26 protein-coding genes and 1 tRNA gene are annotated in these 22261 nt (G+C 58.7%); 13 read left to right on the forward strand and 14 right to left on the reverse strand.

Annotated features, from left to right (window positions below):
* Positions 1-3 precede the first annotated feature (3 nt).
* Complete coding sequence (locus AC1MDC_RS08145) at positions 4-453, reverse strand: carboxypeptidase regulatory-like domain-containing protein (RefSeq protein WP_480392811.1); 450 nt, start codon at positions 451-453, stop codon at positions 4-6.
* Positions 454-714: 261 nt separating this feature from the next.
* Between AC1MDC_RS08145 and AC1MDC_RS08150 the strand changes: the two genes are divergently transcribed.
* The 4 genes from AC1MDC_RS08150 to AC1MDC_RS08165 all read left to right on the forward strand — a co-directional run bounded on the left by AC1MDC_RS08150 (position 715) and on the right by AC1MDC_RS08165 (position 3707).
* Complete coding sequence (locus AC1MDC_RS08150; RefSeq protein WP_480392812.1) at positions 715-1773, forward strand: PDDEXK nuclease domain-containing protein; 1059 nt, start codon at positions 715-717, stop codon at positions 1771-1773.
* Between the two features lie 69 nt (positions 1774-1842).
* The gene (locus AC1MDC_RS08155; protein WP_480392813.1) at positions 1843-2814 is read left to right on the forward strand and encodes an alpha/beta hydrolase family protein; all 972 of its coding nucleotides are present in this window, start codon (positions 1843-1845) and stop codon (positions 2812-2814) included.
* A gap of 20 nt (positions 2815-2834) precedes the next feature.
* Positions 2835-3248, forward strand: a complete 414-nt coding sequence (locus AC1MDC_RS08160) for a hypothetical protein (RefSeq protein WP_480392814.1) — start codon at positions 2835-2837, stop codon at positions 3246-3248.
* Between the two features lie 6 nt (positions 3249-3254).
* Positions 3255-3707: a hypothetical protein gene (locus AC1MDC_RS08165; protein ID WP_085698044.1), complete on the forward strand. Its 453-nt coding sequence runs from the start codon at positions 3255-3257 to the stop codon at positions 3705-3707.
* A gap of 70 nt (positions 3708-3777) precedes the next feature.
* On the opposite strand, the gene gabP is transcribed toward AC1MDC_RS08165, so the two are convergent.
* Positions 3778-5169: a GABA permease gene (gabP, locus tag AC1MDC_RS08170; protein WP_085698043.1), complete on the reverse strand. Its 1392-nt coding sequence runs from the start codon at positions 5167-5169 to the stop codon at positions 3778-3780.
* A gap of 552 nt (positions 5170-5721) precedes the next feature.
* Here gabP and AC1MDC_RS08175 point away from each other — a divergent pair.
* The 7 genes from AC1MDC_RS08175 to AC1MDC_RS08205 all read left to right on the forward strand — a co-directional run bounded on the left by AC1MDC_RS08175 (position 5722) and on the right by AC1MDC_RS08205 (position 11244).
* A complete protein-coding gene (locus tag AC1MDC_RS08175) occupies positions 5722-6495 on the forward strand; it encodes an ABC transporter ATP-binding protein (RefSeq protein WP_007897462.1) in 774 nt (257 codons plus the stop codon).
* Positions 6496-6508: 13 nt separating this feature from the next.
* Positions 6509-7255: an ABC transporter substrate-binding protein gene (locus tag AC1MDC_RS08180; RefSeq protein ID WP_085684088.1), complete on the forward strand. Its 747-nt coding sequence runs from the start codon at positions 6509-6511 to the stop codon at positions 7253-7255.
* A 78-nt stretch (positions 7256-7333) separates the two neighbouring features.
* Positions 7334-8029 (forward strand): ABC transporter permease, encoded by a 696-nt coding sequence (locus tag AC1MDC_RS08185; RefSeq protein WP_085698042.1) that lies wholly within the window; start codon positions 7334-7336, stop codon positions 8027-8029.
* Entirely contained in the window at positions 8026-8715 is a 690-nt protein-coding gene (locus AC1MDC_RS08190) for an ABC transporter permease (RefSeq protein WP_007952568.1), read from the forward strand. Before AC1MDC_RS08185 ends, AC1MDC_RS08190 begins: the two co-directional genes overlap by 4 nt.
* Positions 8696-9931, forward strand: coding sequence for a methyltransferase (locus AC1MDC_RS08195; protein ID WP_480392815.1), 1236 nt, complete (start codon positions 8696-8698; stop codon positions 9929-9931). The genes AC1MDC_RS08190 and AC1MDC_RS08195 overlap by 20 nt, the downstream gene beginning before the upstream one ends.
* Before the next feature lie 345 nt (positions 9932-10276).
* Positions 10277-11092: an FkbM family methyltransferase gene (locus tag AC1MDC_RS08200; RefSeq protein ID WP_480392816.1), complete on the forward strand. Its 816-nt coding sequence runs from the start codon at positions 10277-10279 to the stop codon at positions 11090-11092.
* A gap of 76 nt (positions 11093-11168) precedes the next feature.
* Positions 11169-11244, forward strand: a tRNA-Thr gene (locus AC1MDC_RS08205).
* A 115-nt stretch (positions 11245-11359) separates the two neighbouring features.
* Here AC1MDC_RS08205 and AC1MDC_RS08210 read toward each other — a convergent pair.
* Positions 11360-11785 (reverse strand): type II toxin-antitoxin system HicB family antitoxin, encoded by a 426-nt coding sequence (locus AC1MDC_RS08210; RefSeq protein WP_480392817.1) that lies wholly within the window; start codon positions 11783-11785, stop codon positions 11360-11362.
* Positions 11786-12313: 528 nt separating this feature from the next.
* Between AC1MDC_RS08210 and AC1MDC_RS08215 the strand changes: the two genes are divergently transcribed.
* Entirely contained in the window at positions 12314-12580 is a 267-nt protein-coding gene (locus AC1MDC_RS08215) for a DUF3077 domain-containing protein (RefSeq protein WP_480392818.1), read from the forward strand.
* A gap of 58 nt (positions 12581-12638) precedes the next feature.
* On the opposite strand, the gene AC1MDC_RS08220 is transcribed toward AC1MDC_RS08215, so the two are convergent.
* From AC1MDC_RS08220 to AC1MDC_RS08230, 3 genes are read right to left on the reverse strand one after another with little or no spacing between them, the layout of a single operon-like run.
* Complete coding sequence (locus AC1MDC_RS08220) at positions 12639-13349, reverse strand: SDR family NAD(P)-dependent oxidoreductase (protein WP_480392819.1); 711 nt, start codon at positions 13347-13349, stop codon at positions 12639-12641.
* Positions 13350-13382: 33 nt separating this feature from the next.
* Entirely contained in the window at positions 13383-14027 is a 645-nt protein-coding gene (locus AC1MDC_RS08225; protein ID WP_085702719.1) for a DsbA family oxidoreductase, read from the reverse strand.
* Positions 14024-14242: a tautomerase family protein gene (locus AC1MDC_RS08230; RefSeq protein WP_007952610.1), complete on the reverse strand. Its 219-nt coding sequence runs from the start codon at positions 14240-14242 to the stop codon at positions 14024-14026. The genes AC1MDC_RS08225 and AC1MDC_RS08230 overlap by 4 nt, the downstream gene beginning before the upstream one ends.
* 628 nt (positions 14243-14870) lie before the next feature.
* Between AC1MDC_RS08230 and AC1MDC_RS08235 the strand changes: the two genes are divergently transcribed.
* Positions 14871-15797 (forward strand): LysR family transcriptional regulator, encoded by a 927-nt coding sequence (locus AC1MDC_RS08235; protein WP_085684111.1) that lies wholly within the window; start codon positions 14871-14873, stop codon positions 15795-15797.
* On the opposite strand, the gene AC1MDC_RS08240 is transcribed toward AC1MDC_RS08235, so the two are convergent.
* The 8 genes from AC1MDC_RS08240 to aguA form a co-directional block, all read right to left on the reverse strand.
* Positions 15714-16031 carry an AzlD domain-containing protein gene (locus AC1MDC_RS08240; protein ID WP_007952614.1) on the reverse strand — a complete coding sequence of 106 codons (318 nt, stop codon included), beginning with the start codon at positions 16029-16031 and terminating at the stop codon, positions 15714-15716. The genes AC1MDC_RS08235 and AC1MDC_RS08240 overlap by 84 nt on opposite strands.
* The gene (locus AC1MDC_RS08245; RefSeq protein ID WP_085702720.1) at positions 16010-16726 is read right to left on the reverse strand and encodes an AzlC family ABC transporter permease; all 717 of its coding nucleotides are present in this window, start codon (positions 16724-16726) and stop codon (positions 16010-16012) included. The genes AC1MDC_RS08240 and AC1MDC_RS08245 overlap by 22 nt, the downstream gene beginning before the upstream one ends.
* Positions 16723-17100 carry a GNAT family N-acetyltransferase gene (locus AC1MDC_RS08250; protein ID WP_007952618.1) on the reverse strand — a complete coding sequence of 126 codons (378 nt, stop codon included), beginning with the start codon at positions 17098-17100 and terminating at the stop codon, positions 16723-16725. The genes AC1MDC_RS08245 and AC1MDC_RS08250 overlap by 4 nt, the downstream gene beginning before the upstream one ends.
* Before the next feature lie 79 nt (positions 17101-17179).
* Positions 17180-17926, reverse strand: coding sequence for a 2OG-Fe dioxygenase family protein (locus tag AC1MDC_RS08255; RefSeq protein ID WP_011331995.1), 747 nt, complete (start codon positions 17924-17926; stop codon positions 17180-17182).
* A 232-nt stretch (positions 17927-18158) separates the two neighbouring features.
* The gene (locus tag AC1MDC_RS08260) at positions 18159-19460 is read right to left on the reverse strand and encodes an OprD family porin (protein WP_085698033.1); all 1302 of its coding nucleotides are present in this window, start codon (positions 19458-19460) and stop codon (positions 18159-18161) included.
* A 299-nt stretch (positions 19461-19759) separates the two neighbouring features.
* Complete coding sequence (locus tag AC1MDC_RS08265) at positions 19760-20428, reverse strand: DsbA family protein (protein ID WP_480392820.1); 669 nt, start codon at positions 20426-20428, stop codon at positions 19760-19762.
* A 239-nt stretch (positions 20429-20667) separates the two neighbouring features.
* The gene (locus AC1MDC_RS08270) at positions 20668-20880 is read right to left on the reverse strand and encodes a hypothetical protein (RefSeq protein ID WP_007952633.1); all 213 of its coding nucleotides are present in this window, start codon (positions 20878-20880) and stop codon (positions 20668-20670) included.
* A gap of 245 nt (positions 20881-21125) precedes the next feature.
* The gene (gene aguA / locus AC1MDC_RS08275; protein WP_007952634.1) at positions 21126-22232 is read right to left on the reverse strand and encodes an agmatine deiminase; all 1107 of its coding nucleotides are present in this window, start codon (positions 22230-22232) and stop codon (positions 21126-21128) included.
* Positions 22233-22261 lie beyond the last annotated feature (29 nt).

The following is a 22261-nucleotide window of genomic DNA, read 5'->3' on the forward strand; positions in this document are numbered from 1 at the left end:
CTACTAGCTGTTGTCATTCCAGTGAAAAACCAGATTGCGCGCAGCACCGCCGCCTATTTCGGCCGCATCCCGGCGTGTTTCACCATTGCGGGTCGCCACGACCATGTATTTGCCGGGCGGCAACTGCACGTAGACCAATGGCCCGGTCTGATTCAGCGTCAGCACGGTCTGGCCCGGAGCTTTCTGGATCATCACGTCGACATCGGCGGTGTATTGGTTTTGCATGCCGACGGCGAACGTCATGTGCAGGTTGTAGCCCGCGGATTGCTGAATGGCTTTCGACTCATCTTCGCCAATCCCGCCAGCCAGATAGCGAACGCCGTTTTGTTCTTGCTGCTGAGCCTGCACAGCGGAGCTGTCGATCGGCTCCAGACTCGCAGCCTGCGCCATGACCGGAAACAGCAGCACCGCAGCAGCGGCAACGGGCAGCACGAATGAAAGAACACGTTTCATGAGGACGACTCCCGGGCTCTCGCGGAACCCAATCGTTACCTCTCTTTAGATTTTGTCTTGCGGGGTGGGTTTTAGAACGATTGGGAGTTGCGGTTGATACGAAAAGGACTACACGCCGTACTCCTCGTTCGCGGACTCCGTCAGCCTGATCTCGCAAAACCCGCCCACTCTTCCTTCAGTGGCATCAGACACGGCCGGCATCCCCAGGCCCTGAACAATTGGCATGCTCTTGCTTCTGTTCACCCCGAGCCGGAAGACCTGATGAGCCAACTGGAAACGGCTGAACCACAAGATTCAAAACTTGAGTCGCTGCTGGGCGATCTGGGCGACCTGATACGCGAGGCCAGGCAGAAAGTGCTGCGAACGGTCGACACAATTCAAGTCCAGACCTGCTGGCAGATCGGGCGACACATTGTCGAGTTCGAGCAACAGGGAGCCCGGCGTGCGGGGTACGGAAAACAGCTTCTGGCTACGCTGGCGAAGGAGCTGACTGCAGACTTTGGGAAAGGCTTCGACGTTACCAATCTTCGAAAAATGCGGCAGTTTTATCAGCTCTTTCCAATTCGAGACGCACTGCGTCTCGAATTGAGCTGGACCCATTACCGCAGGATATTGCAGGTCGAAAGCGAACCCGCCCGGCAGTGGTACATGAACGAAGCCGCTGCGCAAAACTGGTCAAGCCGCGCCCTCGATCGCCTGATCAACACCCTCTACTACGAACGTCTGTTGATGAGTCGAGACAAAACCGACGTCTATGCAGAGGCCGCAACCAACATTGCCGCGATGAAAAGCAATCCCCGGGAATTCATCCGCGACCCGGTCCTGCTGGAATTTCTCGGCCTGCCATCACCGGGCAAGCTTCAGGAATCCGAACTGGAGCAAGCCTTGATCGACCAGCTCCAGGGATTTCTCCTTGAGCTGGGCAAAGGCTTCGCTTTTGTCGGTCGCCAGCAACGCATCAGCGCTGGCGACGATGATTTTTACATTGACCTGGTGTTCTACAACTACCTGCTCAAATGCTTCGTCATCCTCGATCTGAAGCGCGGCAAACTCAGTGCTCGGGACGTAGGCCAGATGGACATGTACATCCGCATGTACGACGACCTCAAACGTAGCGAGGGCGACGGGCCAACGGTGGGGATCATTCTCTGTGCCCAACAAAATGAATCGGTGGCGCGCTACACGATCCTCAAGGGTAATGAACAACTGTTCGCCAGCAGCTACAAACTGGTGCTGCCGAGCGAAGAGGAGTTAAGAGCGGAGTTGAATCGGGAACACACGCTGCTGGAAGAGCGCTTGAGCGATCAGACGGCTGATTGATCGCCGACGGATTGTTCACCGAGCCAGCTGGGACTATCGTTGGCAGCTACTCCGCGAAGGTCGAGAGCCATGGGTTTTCAAGACACGCACGCACTGGAAGCTGCCCGGAACAGAACCACACTCGCAAGCGATGTTCAGGACGCCCCCTTTCAGGAACCTGCCGCCGACGGTTATCTGCTCGGCGGTTTCACCTGGCGTCACGCCTCACCAGACCCACAACGCCCAGTGGTAATCATCAACGCCGCCACGTCCGTGCGCTGCCGTCACTATTCGCGCTTCGCGGCGTACCTTTTCGCCAACGGCTTCGACGTGATCATTTACGACTACCGGGGCATTGGTGAATCACGACCGAAATCGATGAGGCATTTGCAGGCTTCATGGACGGATTGGGGCGCGCTGGATTTCGAGGCGATGCTCAAACGCGCGCAGCGGGAGTTCCCCGGGCAGCCGATCGATGTGGTCGGGCACAGCTTCGGTGGCTGCGCAGCAGGCCTGGGGGCGTCCGGGAAGATAATCCGGCAACTGGTGACGGTCGGCGCGCAATTCGCTTACTGGCGCGATTACGCGCCCGAGCACCGCTGGCGGATGTTCGGCAAATGGCATCTGCTGATGCCACTGGTCACGCTGTTTTGTGGCTACTTTCCGGGCAAACGACTTGGCTGGCTGGAAGACACCCCCGCCGGCGTGGTGCGCGACTGGAGCACGCCGGACGCACGTTATGAGCGGCGCCCGAGCGGCAGAACGATGACCGACTTGCCCTTCGCCAACGTCCGGGCCAAAGCCCTGGCAATCAGCATCAGCGACGATCCCTACGGCACGATTGCCGCCATCGAACGCCTGCTCGCTTACTTTCACAACGCGCAAAGGACCCACCTGCGAATCGAGCCGCAGGACATCGGTGAACAGCAAGTCGGACATTTCGCCTTTTTTCGCAGCGCATACCAAGCCACACTATGGCCCATCGCTCTGACCTGGCTGCAGACCGGCGAACTGGCCTCCGACACCCCGGGGCGCAAAATCCCACGCAGCCAAGCCCTTTAACGCACCACGGAACACACACCATGGCTTCCGCCAACAAGCAGCAAAAACGCGCCGCCCGAGCCAAGACCAAAGCCAGGCAGAACCGCACCAAGCGTGCCGAAGCACCGGTCGAGCTGGACCCGAACGACGACCGCATCGATTTCGAATCGGTGGACCTGACCGAACTGTTCAAGAAAATGATCGACGCCGGGAAGATCAGCCAGCAGGCCATGTGCACCGCGTTCCTCGAAGACCCGTTGCTGGAGCTGGTGTACGAGCAGGAAGGCGAAGAAGGCGCGATGGATTTCATCCTCGCCGCCCTGATCGAGTACCGCCAGTGGTCCACCGAGACCGACGAAGCCGGCGCCCTGGCCTGGATCGAGTCGCCTGATTTCCAGAAAGACTATGTGGCAGCGTCCGACGCGATCGCCGCACAAACCCAACAGAAAAACTGAGTTCCCATGGCATCCCTGAACAAGCAGCAGAAACGCGCCAAACGCGCCAAGGCCAAAGCCAAGCAGATCCGCATGGTCGGCCGCAAACCTCTGGCCCTGGACGATGACCACGGTCACCTGGCGGAGCCGATCCCGGAATACACCCTGGCGATGTTCAGCAAAATGCGCGACGCCGAAGCCGTCAGCCGCGACGAAATGCTGCTGACCCTGCTGCGGGAGCTGGCGTTCATCATCGTCGACCATCCTGAACTGCTGGACATGGAAAATGCTGACGACGAAGGCATGGCCGCCACTCACCTGGCCGCCGACATGCTGATCGACTACCGCATGTGGGCCGACGGAATGGATCGCGAGACCGCCCAGGCCTGGCTGAGCGAGCCGCAGTTCATCACCGATTTCGGGAAGGCACTGGACACCTACGGCCAGTCGCTCGAAGCGCAGGAAGAAAAGAGCGAATAAACCTCGCCCGCAAACAAAAACGGCCGCTTGTCATCGCTGACAGCGGCCGTTTTGCATGACGCGATACGGATCAGTTCAACACCACCGCACCACGGTTTTCTGCCTTGCGACGGCGTGCCACGAGCAGGCCGGTCGCGACAACCACCAGGCTCAGCAGGCCGGTCGCGAGGATTTCCACGCGGTGGGCTTCCTGGAACAGCATGATGGTCAGGGCCGCCACGATGAATACGATCACCGCGTAGGTCAGGCCCGGGAACAGCCACATGCTGAAGACGATTTTCTCGCCGCGAGCCACGCGTTGTTTACGCATGCGCAGTTGCGAAATCGCGATCACCAGGTACACCAGCAGTGCGATGGCGCCGGAGCTGGCCAGCAGGAACTCGAACACCGCTGCCGGGGCCACGTAATTGGCGAAGGTGCACAGGAACGCCGCGCCGGTGGACAGCATCACCGCCCAGTAGGGGGTGCCGCTCTTGTTGGTGCGGGTCGACATGGCTGGAGCATCGCCACGTTTGCCGAGGGAGAACAGCATGCGCGAAGAGGTGTACAGCGCCGAGTTCAGGCAGCTGGTCACAGCGACCAGTACCACGATGTCGACGATCATCTTGGCATTCGGGATGCCCATGCGCTCAAGCACGGTCTGGTAGGAACCGAGGCTGGCCAGCGCAGGATCGTTCCATGGCACCAGAGCCACAACGATGAAGATCGATACGAGGTAGAACAGGCCGATCCGCCAGATCACCGAGTTGGTGGCCTTGGAAATCTGCTTGCCAGGGTTCTTCGATTCCGCGGCCGCAATGGTCACGATCTCGGTACCCATGAAGGAGAACATGGTGGTCAGGATCGCGCCCAGCACCGCGCCCATGCCGTTCGGCAGGAAGCCCTGGGTGTCGAAGATGTGCGAAACGCCGCTGACCTGGCTGTTCGGCAGGAAGCCGAAAATGGCCGCGACGCCGAGAATGATGAAACCAATGATCGCCACGACTTTGAGCAGGGCGAACCAGAATTCGAACTCACCGTAGTTTTTCACGCTGAACAGGTTGGTCACGGTCAGCAGCATGGTGATGATCAGCGCGAATGCCCAGATTTCCACACTCGGAAACCAGGCGTGCAGGATGGTTGCGGCGGCGTTGGCCTCCAGCGGAATCACCAGAACCCAGAACCACCAGTACAGCCAGCCGATGGTGAAACCGGCCCAATGACCGATGGCACGGTCGGCGTAAGTCGAGAACGAGCCAGTGTCAGGCGAGGCGACAGCCATCTCGCCAAGCATGCGCATGACCAGCACAACCAGCGCGCCAGCAGCGGCGTAAGCCAGCAGAACAGCGGGACCGGCGGCGGCGATGGCATGGCCGGAGCCTACGAACAGACCTGCACCGATCACCCCGGCGATCGACAGCATGGTCACATGACGCGGTTTGAGCCCCTGTTCGAGGCCATTGGAGCTTTGGGTACTGCTCATTGAAACTACCTTTGCGAGGAAAGCGATGGCGTCCGGCCCGTCTGGCGTTCCTTCTCGTAAAAAGAATCCAACGGGGCGTTCCGAATTCTGCACGCAATAATTGCGCCAAAATGTTTCAAAGTCTTCTGGCCTGCGGTTTTCAGCGCGACCGGACAGTCATCGCAAGTCATTGAGAATAATGGCCTTTCGCCAAAGCGTTACCCTGCGACCCACTTTTCAAACGAATCAGCGCACCAGAAACACACTGAAAAAGTACGGGATGCACAATAAAAGGGCGAATGAGGAACGTTCGGCCGGTTAGCGCTTCCAACACCCCGCCAAAGGTGGCAACATCGCGCCTTTTTTTACGCGACACCCACGGGAATCCACGTTCAAACACCCGTTCGGTTGTTGATGGGGCGACAGTCTGCTGCGCCGATGCGACAACCTGCCACACGCCATCCGTTTACCGCTCGTAGCGCTGTTGGCTGCCATTGAAACGCTATGCTAGCTTGGCCGCCTCGCCAGGAAGGCCAACCAACAGCAGGAGCGCAACATATATGAGGAACGCACATGGCTGAGGCCACGCCCGCGCTTGAAATCCGCAACTTGCACAAACGCTACGGACAGCTTGAGGTGCTCAAAGGCATCTCGCTGACCGCCCGCGACGGCGATGTGATCTCGATCCTCGGTTCCTCCGGTTCCGGCAAGTCCACGTTCCTGCGTTGCATCAACCTGTTGGAAAACCCGCACCAGGGCCAGATCCTGGTCGCCGGCGAAGAACTCAAGCTCAAGGCCGCCAAGAATGGCGAACTGGTTGCCGCCGACGGCAAACAGATCAATCGCCTGCGCTCCGAGATTGGTTTTGTATTTCAAAACTTTAATCTATGGCCGCACATGAGCGTGCTCGACAACATCATCGAAGCCCCGCGCCGCGTGCTCGGCCAGAGCAAGGCCGAAGCCATCGAAGTCGCCGAAGCGCTGCTGGCCAAGGTCGGCATCGCCGACAAGCGCCACGCCTACCCGGCGCAACTGTCCGGCGGCCAGCAACAGCGCGCGGCGATTGCCCGCACACTGGCGATGCAGCCAAAGGTGATCCTGTTCGACGAACCCACCTCCGCCCTTGACCCGGAAATGGTCCAGGAAGTACTTAATGTCATCCGCGCACTGGCCGAAGAAGGCCGCACCATGCTGCTCGTGACCCATGAAATGGGATTCGCCCGTCAGGTCTCCAGCGAAGTGGTGTTCCTCCACCAGGGCCTGGTCGAAGAGCAAGGATCGCCACAGCAGGTGTTCGAGAACCCGCTTTCGGCGCGCTGCAAACAATTCATGTCCAGCAACCGCTAACGGAGCTACCCGCATGCAGAACTACAAAAAGGTCTTCCTGGCCGCCGCCGTCACTCTCGCGTTCAGCGCCGGTGCCATGGCCGAGACCCTGAAGATGGGCATCGAAGCGGCTTACCCGCCGTTCAACAACAAAGACGCCAGCGGCAACGTCGTCGGCTTCGATAAAGACATCGGCGACGCCCTGTGCGCCAAGATGAAAGTTGAATGCTCCGTAGTCACCTCGGACTGGGACGGCATCATCCCGGCCCTGAACGCCAAGAAGTTCGACTTCCTGATTTCCTCGATGTCGATCACCGACGAGCGCAAGCAAGCGGTGGATTTCACCGACCCGTACTACTCCAACAAGCTGCAATTCATCGCGCCGAAGGATAAAGAGTTCAAGACCGACAAGGACTCCCTGAAAGGCAAAGTGATCGGTGCCCAACGCGCGACCCTCGCCGGCACGTATATGGAAGACAACATGCCGGGCGTCGAAGTGAAACTCTACGACACCCAGGAAAACGCCTACCTCGACCTGACCTCCGGTCGTCTGGACGGCATCCTCGCCGACAAATACGTCAACTACGAGTGGCTGAAAAGCGACGCTGGCAAAGCCTACGAATTCAAAGGCGACCCGGTGGAAGAAAGCGACAAGATCGGTATCGCTGTACGCAAAGGCGACCCGATCCGCGAGAAGCTGAACGCCGCGCTGAAGGAAATCGTCGCCGACGGTACCTACAAGAAGATCAACGACAAGTACTTCCCGTTCAGCATCTACTGATCCTGACCTGCCGGATCGGCACCGCCACATGGCGGCGCCGATCCCCGGCCTTGCCTGCCGCGATTTGAAAAGAAATCCATGATTATCGACCTCCACGGATTCGGCCCGGCGCTCTTCGCCGGTGCGCTGATGACCGTCAAACTGGCACTCTCGGCCCTGTGCCTGGGGCTGGTGCTCGGTCTGCTCGGCGCCTTGGCCAAGACTTCCCCGTACAAGCCGTTGCAGTGGCTTGGCGGAACCTATTCGACCCTGGTGCGCGGTGTCCCGGAATTGCTCTGGGTGCTGTTGATCTACTTCGGTACGGTCAACGCGATGCGCGCGCTCGGTGAGTTCCTCGGCAATCCCGAACTGGAACTCAGCGCCTTTGCCGCCGGCGTCATTGCGCTGGGCCTGTGCTTCGGCGCCTACGCCACAGAAGTGTTTCGTGGCGCGATCCTCGCCATTCCCAAAGGCCACCGTGAGGCCGGCGTGGCCCTGGGCCTGTCGAAATGGCGGATCTTCACCAAACTGATCATGCCGCAGATGTGGCGCATCGCCCTGCCCGGCCTGGGCAACCTGTTCATGATCCTGATGAAGGACACCGCGCTGGTGTCCGTCATTGGCCTGGAAGAAATCATGCGTCACGCGCAGATCGGCGTGACCGTGTCCAAGCAGCCATTCACCTTTTATATGGTGGCGGCGCTCATGTACCTGTGCCTGACCGTGCTGGCGATGATCGGCATGCATCTGCTGGAAAAACGCGCCGCACGCGGCTTCGCGAGGAGCGCTCAATGAATTGGGAAGTCATCATCAAATGGCTGCCGAAACTGGCCCAGGGCGCGACGCTGACCCTGGAACTGGTGGCCATCGCCGTGATCGCCGGTTTGCTGCTGGCAATTCCGCTGGGTATCGCCCGTTCTTCGAAGCTGTGGTACGTGCGCGCTTTGCCCTACGCCTACATCTTCTTTTTCCGTGGCACGCCGTTGCTGGTTCAACTGTTCCTGGTCTACTACGGCCTGGCGCAGTTCGATGCGGTGCGTAACAGCTCGATGTGGCCATACCTGCGCGATCCGTTCTGGTGCGCCACTGCGACCATGACCCTGCACACCGCAGCGTACATCGCCGAGATCCTGCGCGGCGCGATCCAGGCGATTCCGCCGGGCGAGATCGAAGCGGCACGGGCACTGGGCATGTCACGGCCGAAAGCACTGTTCTACATCATCCTGCCGCGTGCCGCGCGCATCGGTCTGCCGGCCTACAGCAACGAAGTAATCCTGATGCTCAAGGCCAGCGCCCTGGCCAGCACCGTGACTCTGCTGGAACTGACCGGCATGGCGCGCACGATCATTGCCCGCACTTACTTGCCGGTGGAGATCTTCTTCGCTGCCGGTGTGTTCTACCTGGTGATGGCCTACGTGCTGGTTCGCGGCTTCAAGCTGCTTGAACGCTGGCTGCGCGTCGATGCGTGCCAGGGGCGCTGATTCTTCTGACGTGCTGATGGGCGAGGATCTGCTCGCCCGTTTCACGGCACTGGATACATTTCTCACAGCGCATCAGGCGCTGTGGAAACCCCGCCCGTTCACTCATCTGCAACTGCCTTGGGAAGCGTCCTACCCGGAACTGGCCTCGTGGCTACGCAGGCGATCGCTGGAAGATGCGGAAAACGCCCACAACCAACCTGCCGAACTTATAGATGCGCCGGAGCCGTTTGCTTCATTGGCAACGTTGTCGCTTGAGCTGGGTTCGGTGGGTGATTTGCCTGCGCATACGCTGGAAGCCGCCGGACATCGCCTGAATATCGATGTGCCGGGGCGCAAATGGCAGCAGATCGAGGCGTTCGCCAGCTGCTTGGCGTTTGCCGCGCAACCGAAGCACTGGCTGGATTGGTGTTCGGGCAAAGGCCACTTGGGCCGGCGTCTGCTCGGTGCTGACCAGCAACTCACATGCCTGGAATATGACCCGGCGCTGGTCGCCAGCGGTCAGGCATTGAGTCAGCGTCATCATTTGCATGCGCTGCATGTCGAGCAGGATGTGCTTGCGGCGAACACCGCATTGTTGCTGAGCGCCGAGCACACGCCCGTCGCTCTGCACGCATGCGGTGACTTGCACGTGCGGCTGATGCAACTGGCTTCGGCGGCTGGTTGCCGACAATTGGCCATCGCCCCGTGTTGCTACAACCGGATCAGTCGCACGGAGTATCAGGCGCTATCTTGCGCCGGTTCGCGATCAGCCCTGCAGCTCTCGCTGGAAGATCTGTCCCTGCCAATGAGCGAAACCGTCACGGCTGGTGCCCGCGTCCGACGTCAGCGTGACGCCTCCATGGCCCGCCGACTGGCCTTTGATCTATTGCAACGGCAAGTGCGTGGCGTCGACGAATACTTGCCGACGCCGTCCCTGCCGAGCGCCTGGCTGGACAAACCGTTCGCCGATTACTGCCGCGATCTGGCAGCGTTGAAAGAGTTATCCACAGTTGGCGCGCCAGATTGGGTAGCACTGGAAGCCGCTGGTTGGCAGCGATTGGCCGAAGTTCGCAACCTGGAATTGCTGCGCGGACTGTTCCGACGGCCGCTGGAGCTTTGGCTGAATCTGGATCGGGCACTTTTCCTCACCGAACAAGGATATGTCGTACGTCTCGGCACCTTCTGCGAGGCGCCGCTCACACCGCGCAATTTCCTGTTGCTGGCAGAACGCGATTAATCCTTCACAGCCTGTGGATAACTCTGTTGATGGAATTGTCGTGGATCCAATATCTACGGTTGTTTCAGGCCATTAACAGCCTTGGTCATTTTTTGTTCATGAAAAGAAAAAACCGGCAAAACAGGGATTTGCAACTCAGATGAGAACCCGTTCACAAAAACCTGCCTAAGCGCGTTCTCTACAAAGCCTGTTGTGCATAAGCCTTCGAATAAAAGGACATAACCGCCGAATCGCGGACGCCGGCAACCGGCAATTGCGCCTGCCCACCGCCCTTGTTATACAGACCTACGCCGTGCAGGTAGCGCACGCCCGAACAAGAAAAAATCTGACCGACAGGAAGCGACCGTGACGTTCATTTCTTACGCACAGAATTTCGAGGACGTTCGCCTCTGGCGCGCCCTGCAGTATTTTGAAAACGGTTTTTATATCGACGTCGGCGCCAATGACCCGATCCACGACTCGGTCACCAAGGCCTTTTACGATCGTGGCTGGCAGGGCATCAATGTCGAACCGATGCAGAACTACCACGACGCACTCCGCCAGCATCGCCCCCGCGACACCACGCTGCAATGCGTGGCCAGCGACCAGCCGGGCGAACTGACCTTTTACGGTATTCCCGACACTGGCCTGTCCACCGCTGACCCGGTCATTGCACAAGAGCGCAAAAACCTCGGCATGAACGTGCAAAGCCTCACCGTCAATGCACGCACACTGACTTCAATCTGCGAAGAACACGCCGCCGAGCGGCCGATCCACTTCCTGAAAATCGACGTCGAAGGCCACGAAGAAACCGTCCTGCGCGGCATGGACTTCAGCCGATTCCGCCCATGGATCATCCTCATCGAAACCCCATGGGAGCGCGACCACACCTGGGAACACCTGGTGACCGACGCCGGCTACACCAACGTCCTGTTCGACGGCCTCAACAGCTTCTTCCTCGCCAACGAACACATCAACCTCAAACCCGCGTTCGACCTGCCACCGTGCAATCTCGACAACTTCCAGCTGTGCAAAGGCCACAACCTCGCCCACCCGGTAAACCCTGCACTGGAAACCGCCCTGCAACGCGCCGAACAAGCCGAAGCCGAACTGCGAGCCATGCAAAACAGCCGCGCCTGGCGCGCTGTACAAAAACTGCGCAAAGTCCTGCGCCGGGCGTGATTCGAAGAGGGCGCAAAAATAGTCTGAATTCAGGGGTTTACAGAAGCACCCGAGTCGCTATAATCGTCGCCCACACGCCGGTATAGCTCAGATGGTAGAGCAACTGACTTGTAATCAGTAGGTCCCGGGTTCGATTCCTGGTGCCGGCACCATACAAAACAAAGCCCCTGCAGAAATGCAGGGGCTTTGTTGTTTCTGGGGTTTGGGTTTTCCGCGCCAAATGAAAAGCCTCCGACAGCAATCGCTGTCGGGGGCTTTTCTCCAATCCTACGCAGCCTCAACCGAGAGCAAAATCCGGCGCCCAAGCTGCTGCAATGCACGCTCGACATTCTCGATCTTGGAGTGATGCAGGAAATCGACTAATCGATCTACCTGGGGTCGTTGTACACCCAAGCGTCGTGCCAGTTCAGCTTTGCTGACCCCAGATTCCAGAAGCGTATTCCAGAGCCCAACCTTTGCCGCAGTCAGTGCAGGCAGACGCAATACCGCGTCACTTTCCTGCTCTCCCGCATCACCTGTCGGAATCAATCGGCGATCATCAACGTAGATCGACAAGGCTGTTTCCATTGCATCTATGGCGCCGTCGAGTGCTTCCTCGAGGGTGTCGCCAGCGGCGTGCATCTCTGGAATTTCTGCGCAGGACAACCAGACACTGCCCGGCTCCTGGTGGACTTCCAACGCATATTCGAACATCACGTTTCCTCTCATGGGGTACAAACTCAGTCTCACCCTTGTGGCCTAGCTGCATCGCTGAAACTCGATGTCGCTTATGCGCATCACGCGCTATTTCGGCAGAGCGACCGTGCAACATATTTGTTACCCATGCAACATAAGTGTTGCATGCGATTATGTCGGCCTCCCCGCCACCACCTGGCCACGATTGCGCTCTCCCCCTCCCTCAAGCTACCGTCAATCCCGTCGCTGCCAATTCAGCGACCGGGCCTGAGAACCCGCGTAAGATGCAGGCGCACCAGCGCCCCGACCCACGTTTGCCGGCGTTTTTTTGTGCCTGCATTTCCGTGCAATGGCGGCTGTGCGTGGGAGACCTTCGGGTCTGCCGGGTTCCTGTATCTCCGGTTTCTCAGCCTGCGCATAGCTGCCACCCTTTCGCCTGAGAACGAAGTGGTAGCGCTCATTTGATACAGGGAGTTTCACAAATGATTAGCATCGATCCGTCCAGAGTCTGCCCCTTCCACCAACCAGCCAACGGTAGGTGAAGCCATGACCAAACCCAACGATCTGAAAACCCTCGGCCTCACCCATTTCTCCTTCCAGTCCAACCACGCACTCTTCCGCACCAACCCCGGCGTCCCGGTCGTCACCGCCCTCTCCCACGCCTCCCACCTGCTTCATATTTCCAAATTGCTCACCTCGGATACTTCTGCCGCCAACGATCCGGAACTCCACGCCTGCGCCTCGCAATATTTGCAGGAGTTGAGCAAGGCGCTGGTCGATGATGCGGTCAAAGTGCTGAGTCCGGATCCATAAAACGCGACCCACAAAAAAGCCCTCGCATCGCTGCAAGGGCTTTGTGTTACCGGATCAATCAGTGCCCAGCGCTCTGCCCGCCATCCACATGCAGAATCTCACCGGTCACGAATTTGGCGTTATCGAGATACACCACCGCCTGCGCAATGTCGTCGATCTCACCCATGTGCCCAACCGGATGCAGCGCCCCCAGTGCCGCGTGGGTTTCCTCGCCGTGCATCGGCGTCTTGATGATGCCCGGCGATACCGCATTTACCCGAATTCCGCGTTTGGCGTATTCGATGGCCAGGGATTTGGTCGCGGCGTTGAGGCCGCCCTTGGTCAGGGAAGCGAGGACCGAAGGCACGCCGTCGATGGCATGGTCGACCAGGCTGGTGGTGATGTTGACCACGTGGCCCTTGCTCTGTTTTTCCATCTCGGCGATGGCCAGCTGGGTGATGTAGAAGAAGCCGTTGAGGTTGACCGACAGCACCGCCGCGTAGTCTTCCGGGGTGTAGGCGGTGAACGGTTTGGCGACGAAGATACCGGCGTTGTTGACCAGGGTGTCGATGCGGCCGAAGCGTGCCACGCCTTCGCTGATCACGCGTTGAGCAGTGGCCGGGTCGCCGATGTCGCCGGCGATGGTGAGGATCTGCGGGTCGTTCGACGGCTTGATCGAGCGCGAGGTGGCGACGATGTTGTAGCCCAGCTCACGGAAGGCCTTGACCATGCCTTCGCCCAGACCTTGGGAAGCACCGGTGATAACAACGGTTTTTTTCGAGTTGCTCATGATGAAATCCTCAATCAATAAGTGGGTGTTGAATCAGGCGATAGCCAGTTGTTTCAGCATTTGTTCGTAGTACTCGACCGATTGCGAACCGGACACCAGGTGCTTGCCGTTCAGGATCAGCGCGGGCACCGAGTTGATCCCGTGCTGCCGGTAGAACGCCTGCAGTTGGCGCACTTCGCTGGCGAATTCGTCGTTGGCCAGCACCTTGCGAGCCCTCGCCGCATCCAGCCCCGCTTCGGTCGCCAGACGGATCAGCGTCGGGTGATCGTTGGGGTTGTCACCATCGCGGAAGTAAGCGCGCAGCAGGATCTTTTTCAGCGCAACCTGCCGCCCTTCCTGCGCCGCCCACATCAGCAAGCGATGGGCGTCGAAGGTGTTGTGAAAGTGCGTGCGTTTCTCCAGGTCGAACTCGAAACCGATGGCCTTGCCGCGTTCGATCTGCATCTTCTTGCCGGCAGCGACGTCTTCGGCGGTGCGGCCGTATTTGCGCATCAGGTGCTGCACGGCCGGTTCACCTTCGGCGGGCATGTCCGGGTTGAGTTCGAAGGGCTTGTAGGTCAGCTCCACCGAAATCTCGCCGGCCAGATTGCCGATCGCCTGCTCCAGCGCTGTCGCCCCGAGTGCGCACCAGGGGCACACCACGTCGGAAACGAAATCGATGGTCACGGTCGGGGTCATGACTGACCCCGTTCCGCCAGTTGTCGGCGGTATTCGGTGGTGGTGATGCCGGCGTAGCCCCAGTTATCGGTGTCGACTTCTTCGATCACGATGTGGGTCAGGTCCGGGCGTTTGTTGAGGACGCGTTCCAGGGTTTCAGTGATTTCGGCGATCACCTGAGCTTTCTGCTCACGGGTAACGCCGTCGCGGGTGATGCGTACGCTGACAAATGGCATGACGACTACTCCAGTGACCTGCCCTCGGGATGATGGTCAGGTGTTGGAGCTCAATTTAGGCATGTGTCGGGTGGGGAAAAAGTAGGGGTGGGGTACTTCATTTGTGAGGTGGTGTAATGAATTGACAAGCCGAAGTTCAGTGACAGAGAATCCCCTCAAGAGCGCGAAACCGGCTGCCATCAGGTGGCGATAGTCGGCGTTAGGAACCCCGTTGATGACCTGAAAATCAGCGTTCGGGTGAGACCTCTTCTCCCCTGCTTGAGGGAGCACAATTTCGAGTAACTTCGACAAAAAAGCCGACAGTGATGTCGGCTTTTTTATGAGCGTTATTTGAACTTCGTTTGAGATATGCCTGCTCAATTGCTGACATAACGCGCCGACAATGTCAGTCGTTTCCCTTTGAAAATCCCCGCAGACGCACCCAAACCGTGCACTTTTTTTGACCCCAATCACCCCCGCGTCGCCAAAAACCCCGATCCTGTGTCAGCCTCCAGCCATCGGCGAGGACATCAATTCGCTACTAATTGCGCGACAACTATGCTCAGGTACAGGAATATAGCCGGCAAATGGAGCCGTTCAGGCCGTCACGTACACAACAATACCCAGCCCACTTCAGAGGGCATTACCCATGGATAGCAGAACCTTACGCAACCTCATGCGCATCGTGCAGACCGGCTCGTTGTCGGCCGCAGCCGAGCATTCGTGCCTGACCGTGCAAGCCCTGGCCGCACAGTTGAACAAGGTCGAAGAGCAGTTCGGTTTCCGCTTGTTTAGACGATCCAACAAGGGGCTGACGCTGACGCCGCAAGGCACGGAGCTGACGCCCTATATGGACAGAGTGCTGATTGCCACGCGGCAGATGGAAGAGAAAGTCGAAGCGTTGAAGGTGCCGGGACAGCGCACGCTGAAAGTGGCGTTGAACACTACGCTGGACCCGGATTTCAACCGGCGACTGATCGGACGCCTGATCGAGGTGTTTCCCGACTACCAGATGGAATTCAGCTACGCCGAATCGATGGAAAACCTCAGCAAGCTGAAGAACGAGGATTTCGATCTGGCGGTGCTGATCGGGCCGCAGCGTCCGGGCTTGCCGAGCATTGTCCTGCCGGAAGTGCAGGTGCAGGTGGTCGGCGCGCACTGTGGTCAGGAGAACGATCCGCTGACGTTGCTCGGCAACAAGTTTCAGGTGCGTCCGGCAGAAGATTGTCCGTATTCCCACAGCTTTTTGCGTTTTCTCGACGCCGGGCTGGGCAATCACGAGAACAGTCAGCGGACGATCTACTCCTGCAGCGAAACGCTGACCTTGTCGCTCATCACGCAGATGGACGCCATCGGCATGGTCTCTCGCGAGGCCGCTCAGAAAAACGGCCTGACGATCTTCCCCGGGTTCGAGGATTTCCTCGAAGTGCGCCTGGCGGTGAACAACCCGGACCTGTCCGGCCAGGCGTTGAACGACGTGGTCGATCTGCCGCTACATGAACGAGCCGAGCGCAATGTACGCAGCCGTCCCAACCGCCACACTGAGAAAGAGGTTTTTGCTGAAGTACGCACATAACAGCGTCGGAATCGCTGCATAAAATTCCGGGCGATCGAGCTGTATGTGCTGATCCTTGATCAACAAGGGTGTCAGGCTGATCGCAGCGACGATCGCCACCGGCAGGTATTCCAGCGCCCGGGCGACGAAGGGCGGCCAGTGCTCGGTGTTGACCTGCAGCGGCAGAGCCCGAGGCAGAAAGGTCACGGCCATCATCAACGCGACCACCAGAATCAGGAACGTTTGGTCAGGCATACACCCACTCCGCAGCCCACAAACGTGGCGATGAAAACGTTGAACGGCGAGCTGCCCACCAGGCTCAGAGCGCCCATGCAGACGACGGCGGCCATGGCGGCGATGAGCTTGTTGCGGGTGTTGCACAGCGAGACCAGCACGTAGAGCATCATCGCGGTCAGCGCGTAATCGAGCTGGTACTTGATCAGGTGCGACGCGTACTGCGCACACAGGGCGCCGAGCAATCCGCCGATCACCCAGGAGGTGTGGCAGAACAGGTTGAAGCCGATCAGATAGCGGATGTTCACCGGCGCACCGGTGCCGAGTTTGACGCTGTGGAAGGCAAACGATTCATCGGTCAGGCCGCCGGCGTAGCACCAGCGCTCCATGCGGCTCAGGCCCAGCGCCCGCAGGGCTTTTGCCATGTAGACCGACATCAGCATGTGCCGCGCATTGATCAGAAACGTGGTCAGCACGATGGTGGTCAGCGACGCCCCGCTGCTGATCAGCGCCAGCGCCGCGAATTGCGAAGCCCCGGCATACACGAACAGACACATGGCCACCGGCAGCCACAGCGGCAGCCCCGCGTTGACCGCCATCAGCCCGAACACGAACGACACGGTGAAGTAACCGGCCACCACCGGGCTGGCTTCGGCAAAGGTGCGCGACGGCTGACGGTCGACCATCAGCGGCGCACTGCCGGATGTTTCATTCATAGATCCCTCTCAAATGTCCGCTCGCCATGAGGTTCGCAAAAACCCTGGGCCGTCCAGAAACGCTTGCCCGCGAGGTTAGCATCATCGACGAACAGGAACATCCGCAGCACACCGACCCGTTTCATGTCGGCCGACGCCGCTTCCACCAGCCGCTGGCCGACGCCCTGGCTGCGATAGCGCAGACTGACCGCCAGATGGTTGATCGTGCCGCGACTGCCGAGCATGCCACCCAGCACCGCGCCGACGATCTCGCCTTCGACATCGAAGGCCAGATAGGCCGTGGTGGTTTTCTGGATCAGCACGCCGCGCAGGCATTTGGCGTCCTGCCATTCACAGAACGACACTTCGTCGAACTGACGGAAGAAACGCTCCATGCGCTGTGCGTCCTTGGCCGTCGCGCGCCGCAGCACCACCGGCGTCGAGCATTCGACGCCGTCGATTGGGGTGATCTGATTAGCGAACAATGTCGAAAGCGGTCCCGGGCCGCGAGAAGGAAATCGCCAGGATCTGCCGGTACGCCATGGCGTGGGAGTGAGTGTTGCGTGCCGGTGTCACGTAGTGGCGCATGTCGCGGTCGAGGAAGTACGTGGTGTCGAGGATTTCCTGGTAAGTGGTCGACGCCAGTTGCTGCTCGTGAATGTCGTACAGGCGGCTTTCGGCGCCCTCGACATTGTTGCGCCCCCAGAAGTGCACGCCGCTGAACGGATAGCCGTCGCAGTGAATCCCCTCCGGAGTGATTTCCAGTTGTTTGCCGGGTTTGATCTCGATACGGATCTGATGGATCTGGCATTGCCAGATTTCATCGTGCAACTCTTCCGGCAACACGCTTTTGTACACTTCGAAATCGGTGTCGATCAGGCTGCGCATCACCGGCGAGCTGATGACTTCGTCCGAGAAGTCCTGGAAGTGCCGCACCACACCGCCCACATAGCTGTTGTTGGCCTTGGACTGCACGTACGCGCGATGTTCCAGCTGCTTCAGTTCGCGCGTCTTGGGGTTGTATTCAAAGTCGCTGTAACGACGGTAACGCATGCCGGCTTCGGCCTGACCGTAGTAACTGTCAGGCTCCATGTTTTCCCAACTTTTGGTCAGTCTGACGAAGTCGGCGAAATGACCGTAGAGATTGAAGTCAGCACCCTGCACATTGGCGTACTTGTCGCGCCGTAGCGATTCGCCCACTTCTCTGGTTAAAACGATCATTACCCAATTCTCCGCTGCGTTGAGCGGCCTAATCTATTAGGTGGAGAATTTGCGTCCATGAGAAAGAATTTCAGGCACTTAAAGCGCTGTTTGAAACGCGATTTGAAGCCGCCTGAAAGTGCATTTCAAATGACAAAAACACGGGTTTTTATGCTGTTTTTTCAAAAAGCGTCAAAAAAAAACCCCGAACGAGTCGGGGTTTTTCTGTCGCGTCTTGCGGGTCAATCGATCATCAGAAGACGTTGATCGGGTAATCCACAAACACACGCAGTTCGTTGCCGCTGACGTTGTATTCGCTGGATTTCTGCGACACACGCAGGATCGAGCTACGCAGCTTGATGCTCAGGTCTTTGGCCGGGCCACTTTGCACGACGTACTTGAACTGGTTGAAATATTCGCGCTCGGTACCGCCAGTGCTGGTGGAGGTAGTGATGTTGTCGCCACGCACGTACGCGAAGTTGTAGCTCAGACCCGGTACGCCGAACGCCGTGAAGTCCAGACCGTAACCCAACTGCCAGCTGCGCTCGTCTTCAGCATTGAAGTCGGACCAGTAGGAGTTGGCCAGGTAGATGGTATTGCCGCCATCACCCACGCGCCCTTGTTCTTTCTGATAGCCGCCATAGGCATAGCCCAGGTTGCTGTCACCAGTGGAGCGCTGATGCGCCACGGTGAACGAGTGCGGGCCGGTGGCGAAAGTTGCTGCCAGGCTCCAGATCTTGTTGTCGTCGCCGGTCACACCATTTTCGCGGACATAGGAGTTGTCCAGCTTGGTGCGGTAGCCGTTGAAGTCCAGGGTCAGGGACTGGTCCTTGTCGATCGGGAACACGTAGTTGGCGTTCACGTATTGCTTCTTCAGCACGTCTTCGACGTCGGAAGCGTACAGCGCAGCCTTGAACTGTTCGGTGAACTGGTAGCTACCGCCCAACACGTTGATCGACTTCAGACCACCGCTGTCACGACCTTCAGCGCTTTTGCGCGATTCGGCAGTAAAACGACCGGCATTCAGCTCCAGGCCTTTGATCTCTTTGGAAGTGATCAAGGTACCGGTGTAGCTTTCCGGCAGCAGACGCACATTGTCGTAGCTCAGCACCGGCAGGGCCGGCATCTGGTCACCGTAAGTCAATACGGTGTTGGAAATACGGAATTTGACGGCCGCGCCGCCCTTGGACAGGTCATGAGCGGCTTTATCGCTTGAGCCTGGCGGGTGATCGCCCTGCTTGAAAAAGTCGATACCCTGCGCGCCGGTATGGCCTTCGCCACCATCCAGACGCAGTGCATACAGACCGAAAGCGTCCACACCCACACCTACGGTGCCTTGAGTGAAACCGGACGAGAACGTACCGATGGCCGCCTGGCCCCACTCGGCTTTGTCTTTACGACCGTCTTTGTAGTCACGATTGATGTAGGCATTGCGCAGCAGCACTTTGAGGCTGCTGTCTTCCACAAAACCCTTGGACTCGGCCTGGTCGTTAGCCATTGCCTGAGTGGCGCTCAACATCCCCAGTGCGATCAAACTGATTCGCTTGTTCAACATTTTGTTTTCCTTATTACGGGTTGAAACGCGCTGTGTCGAACGGCTGAAACGGCGCTTGGTGCACTCTTTTATTCACCCCGAAACAAAAAGACCCGCTCAAGACAATGTCATGGCGGGCCTGCTCCTGATTTTGAATCATGGCGGTTAGCCACAGGCGTTGGGCCGAATCGTAGCCGCGCCCTCGACAATGTGTCAATTTCAAGAATCGTCTTTAAATAGGCGAAAAACGTCTAAAAAAAGTAAATTTTGCGATGGCCGATTGCACGGAACTGCCAGCAATCAGGGATTTTAATGCGGGATCATGCGCAACCGTCGAGGCCACAGACCGGCAGGCTTTCAGTCCCTCGCGCCGGTGTAAACGACTCCCTCAACCATTGGGCAAAAGCCTCTGGCTTGCCAAGCCACGGCCCGATATCAACCAATGCGAATTGATCGTCCTGTTCCAGTGCGAAAGTTGGAAAACCCTGCCCACCCAGTTTTGCCAACAGGGCGCGGCTGTTCTTTATGTGTTGTTCGGTGTCGACGGACTGCAAGGCATACAAGAACCTCTCGGCGTTGTAACCCTGCGTCACCGCGTATTCCACAAGCACACTTTGGTCGGCAATTCGCCGCCCTTCGACATAGTGCGCAGTCTGCAAACGTCCAAGCATTTCCAGGCCACGGCCGTCGATTTTTTCGGCTGCCATCACAGCGGCAATGGGTGGTGTCGAATCAAACACCGCCGAGTGATCGCGCAACAGACCTTCGAAGTACGCTTCGCCAAACGGCTGACCGGTGTATTCGGCGATGCGCCGGTCGTGAGGCATCACGTAGTTGCGAAGTTGCGGCGAAATGCTCTGGCGGTTGGCACCGGTCATCATGCCGCCGGCGTGGGCGATCACCGGCAGCACCTGCTGCGCGGCTTGCACCAGCGGTGTGGCGCCATAGCACCAGCCACACAGCGGGTCGTAGATGTAATGAAGAGCCATCGGAGAACTCCGGCAAAGGATGGGAAAGATGCCGGCACATTAGTCCCTCGGTCGCTGCGGAAAAACGCCGGAATGACTTTCAGTCTGTTGCGGCAATCGGTCGAATCAAAACCGCCAGCCGTCATCGCCAGAAAGGCAGTCAACCTGGTGGTCAACGACCCCAACAGCTTCTGATATCGCGTCCATAAAAAAAGCGCTGCCATCCCGGCAGCGCTTTTTACAATCCTTGTTTGTTCTTCTTATCCTTCCATCACATCCCAGAGTGCTTCCAGTTCGGCCTCGCTGAACAGGCCAGCGGGGTAACGCTCGATCATCATCCGGCGCGGATCAGGTTCCCTGATCTGACGCGTTCCATTGGACTTCAACCAGTGCGCGACAATCTGGAGCGACTCACTATTTACAGCCATGGGATGCAACGTCCGCTCGCTGATTACGTTCACTTCGGCGTTCATTTCAGCGCTCTCTCCCCGTTCATGAGCGGCTAAGTTATCCAAGGTTTATGACAGAACCGTTGAAGTTCTCCCCCCTCCCTAGTGCGCCATAAGCGATACAAGAGCTATGCCAACGTAATCAAATTGTCGACCAGCGGACATAAAGAAACCCGCAGTCCTGACGGGCTGCGGGTTTCTCTTCAAGCATGGGCAACAAATGACTGCCCGGTCGTTTTTCCAATCAACTCAAGCTGTTACATCCGCACTCACTCTTTGTGCGGCGCGGGTTGCTGTTGGGTAAGGCAGTGAATGTTACCGCCCCCCAGTAACAGTTCACGGCCCGGCACCATGACCACTTCGTGTTGCGGGAACAGGTTCTGCAGGATCTCCCGGGCCGGAGCATCCATCGGGTCGTCAAAGCTCGGTGCGATGATGCCGCCATTGACGATCAGGAAGTTCACGTAGGAACCGGCCAGGCGCACGCTCGGATTGCGCTCCTGGGTGCCGTCCACCGGATCCACGCCCGCGCATTCTTCTTCAGTGGCAAACAGCGGCCCCGGAATCGGCATCTTGTGCACCGTGAACGGGCGCCCCTTGGCGTCGGTGCTGCTTTCCAGCACTTTCATCGCAGCCTGGCAGCGCGGGTAGTTCGGATCCTGCGGATCGTCAGTCCACGCCAGCAGCACTTCGCCCGGACGCACATAGCAGCAGAAGTTATCCACATGGCCGTCGGTTTCGTCGTTGAACAGGCCATCCGGCAGCCAGATGATCTTGTCTACCGACAGGTTTTCGCTGAGCACCGCTTCGATTTCTTCGCGGCCCAGGTGCGGGTTGCGATTGCGGTTGAGCAGGCATTCTTCGGTGGTGATCAGAGTGCCTTCGCCGTCGACGTGAATCGAGCCGCCTTCGAGCACGAAGCCTTCGGTGCGGTAACGCGGGCTGCGCTCGATTTCAAGAATCTTGCCGCCAACCTGGGAATCACGGTTCCACGGCGAATACAGGCCGCCGTCAAAGCCGCCCCAAGCGTTGAAGTCCCAGTTCACACCGCGCACTTCACCGCTGTTGTTGATTACGAAAGTCGGGCCGCTGTCGCGAACCCAGGCATCATCGCTGGACATCTCGACCACACGGATATTCGGCACGTCGAGACGAGCACGAGCGTTTTCGTACTGGCCGGCGGAGACCGCGACGGTCACCGGTTCAAAACGCGCGATGGCCTTGGCCACTGCCGCATGAGCAGCCTGAGCCGGCTTGCCGCCCAGACGCCAGTTGTCCGGACGCTCGGGCCAGATCATCCAGGTCTGGGTTTGCGGCGCCCACTCGGCCGGCATGTAGAAGCCATCGGCGCGTGGGGTACTTTTCAAGGTGGTCATGTCGATCAGACTCCAGGGAACCGTCGAGG

Source organism: Pseudomonas sp. 1 (assembly GCF_056626735.1).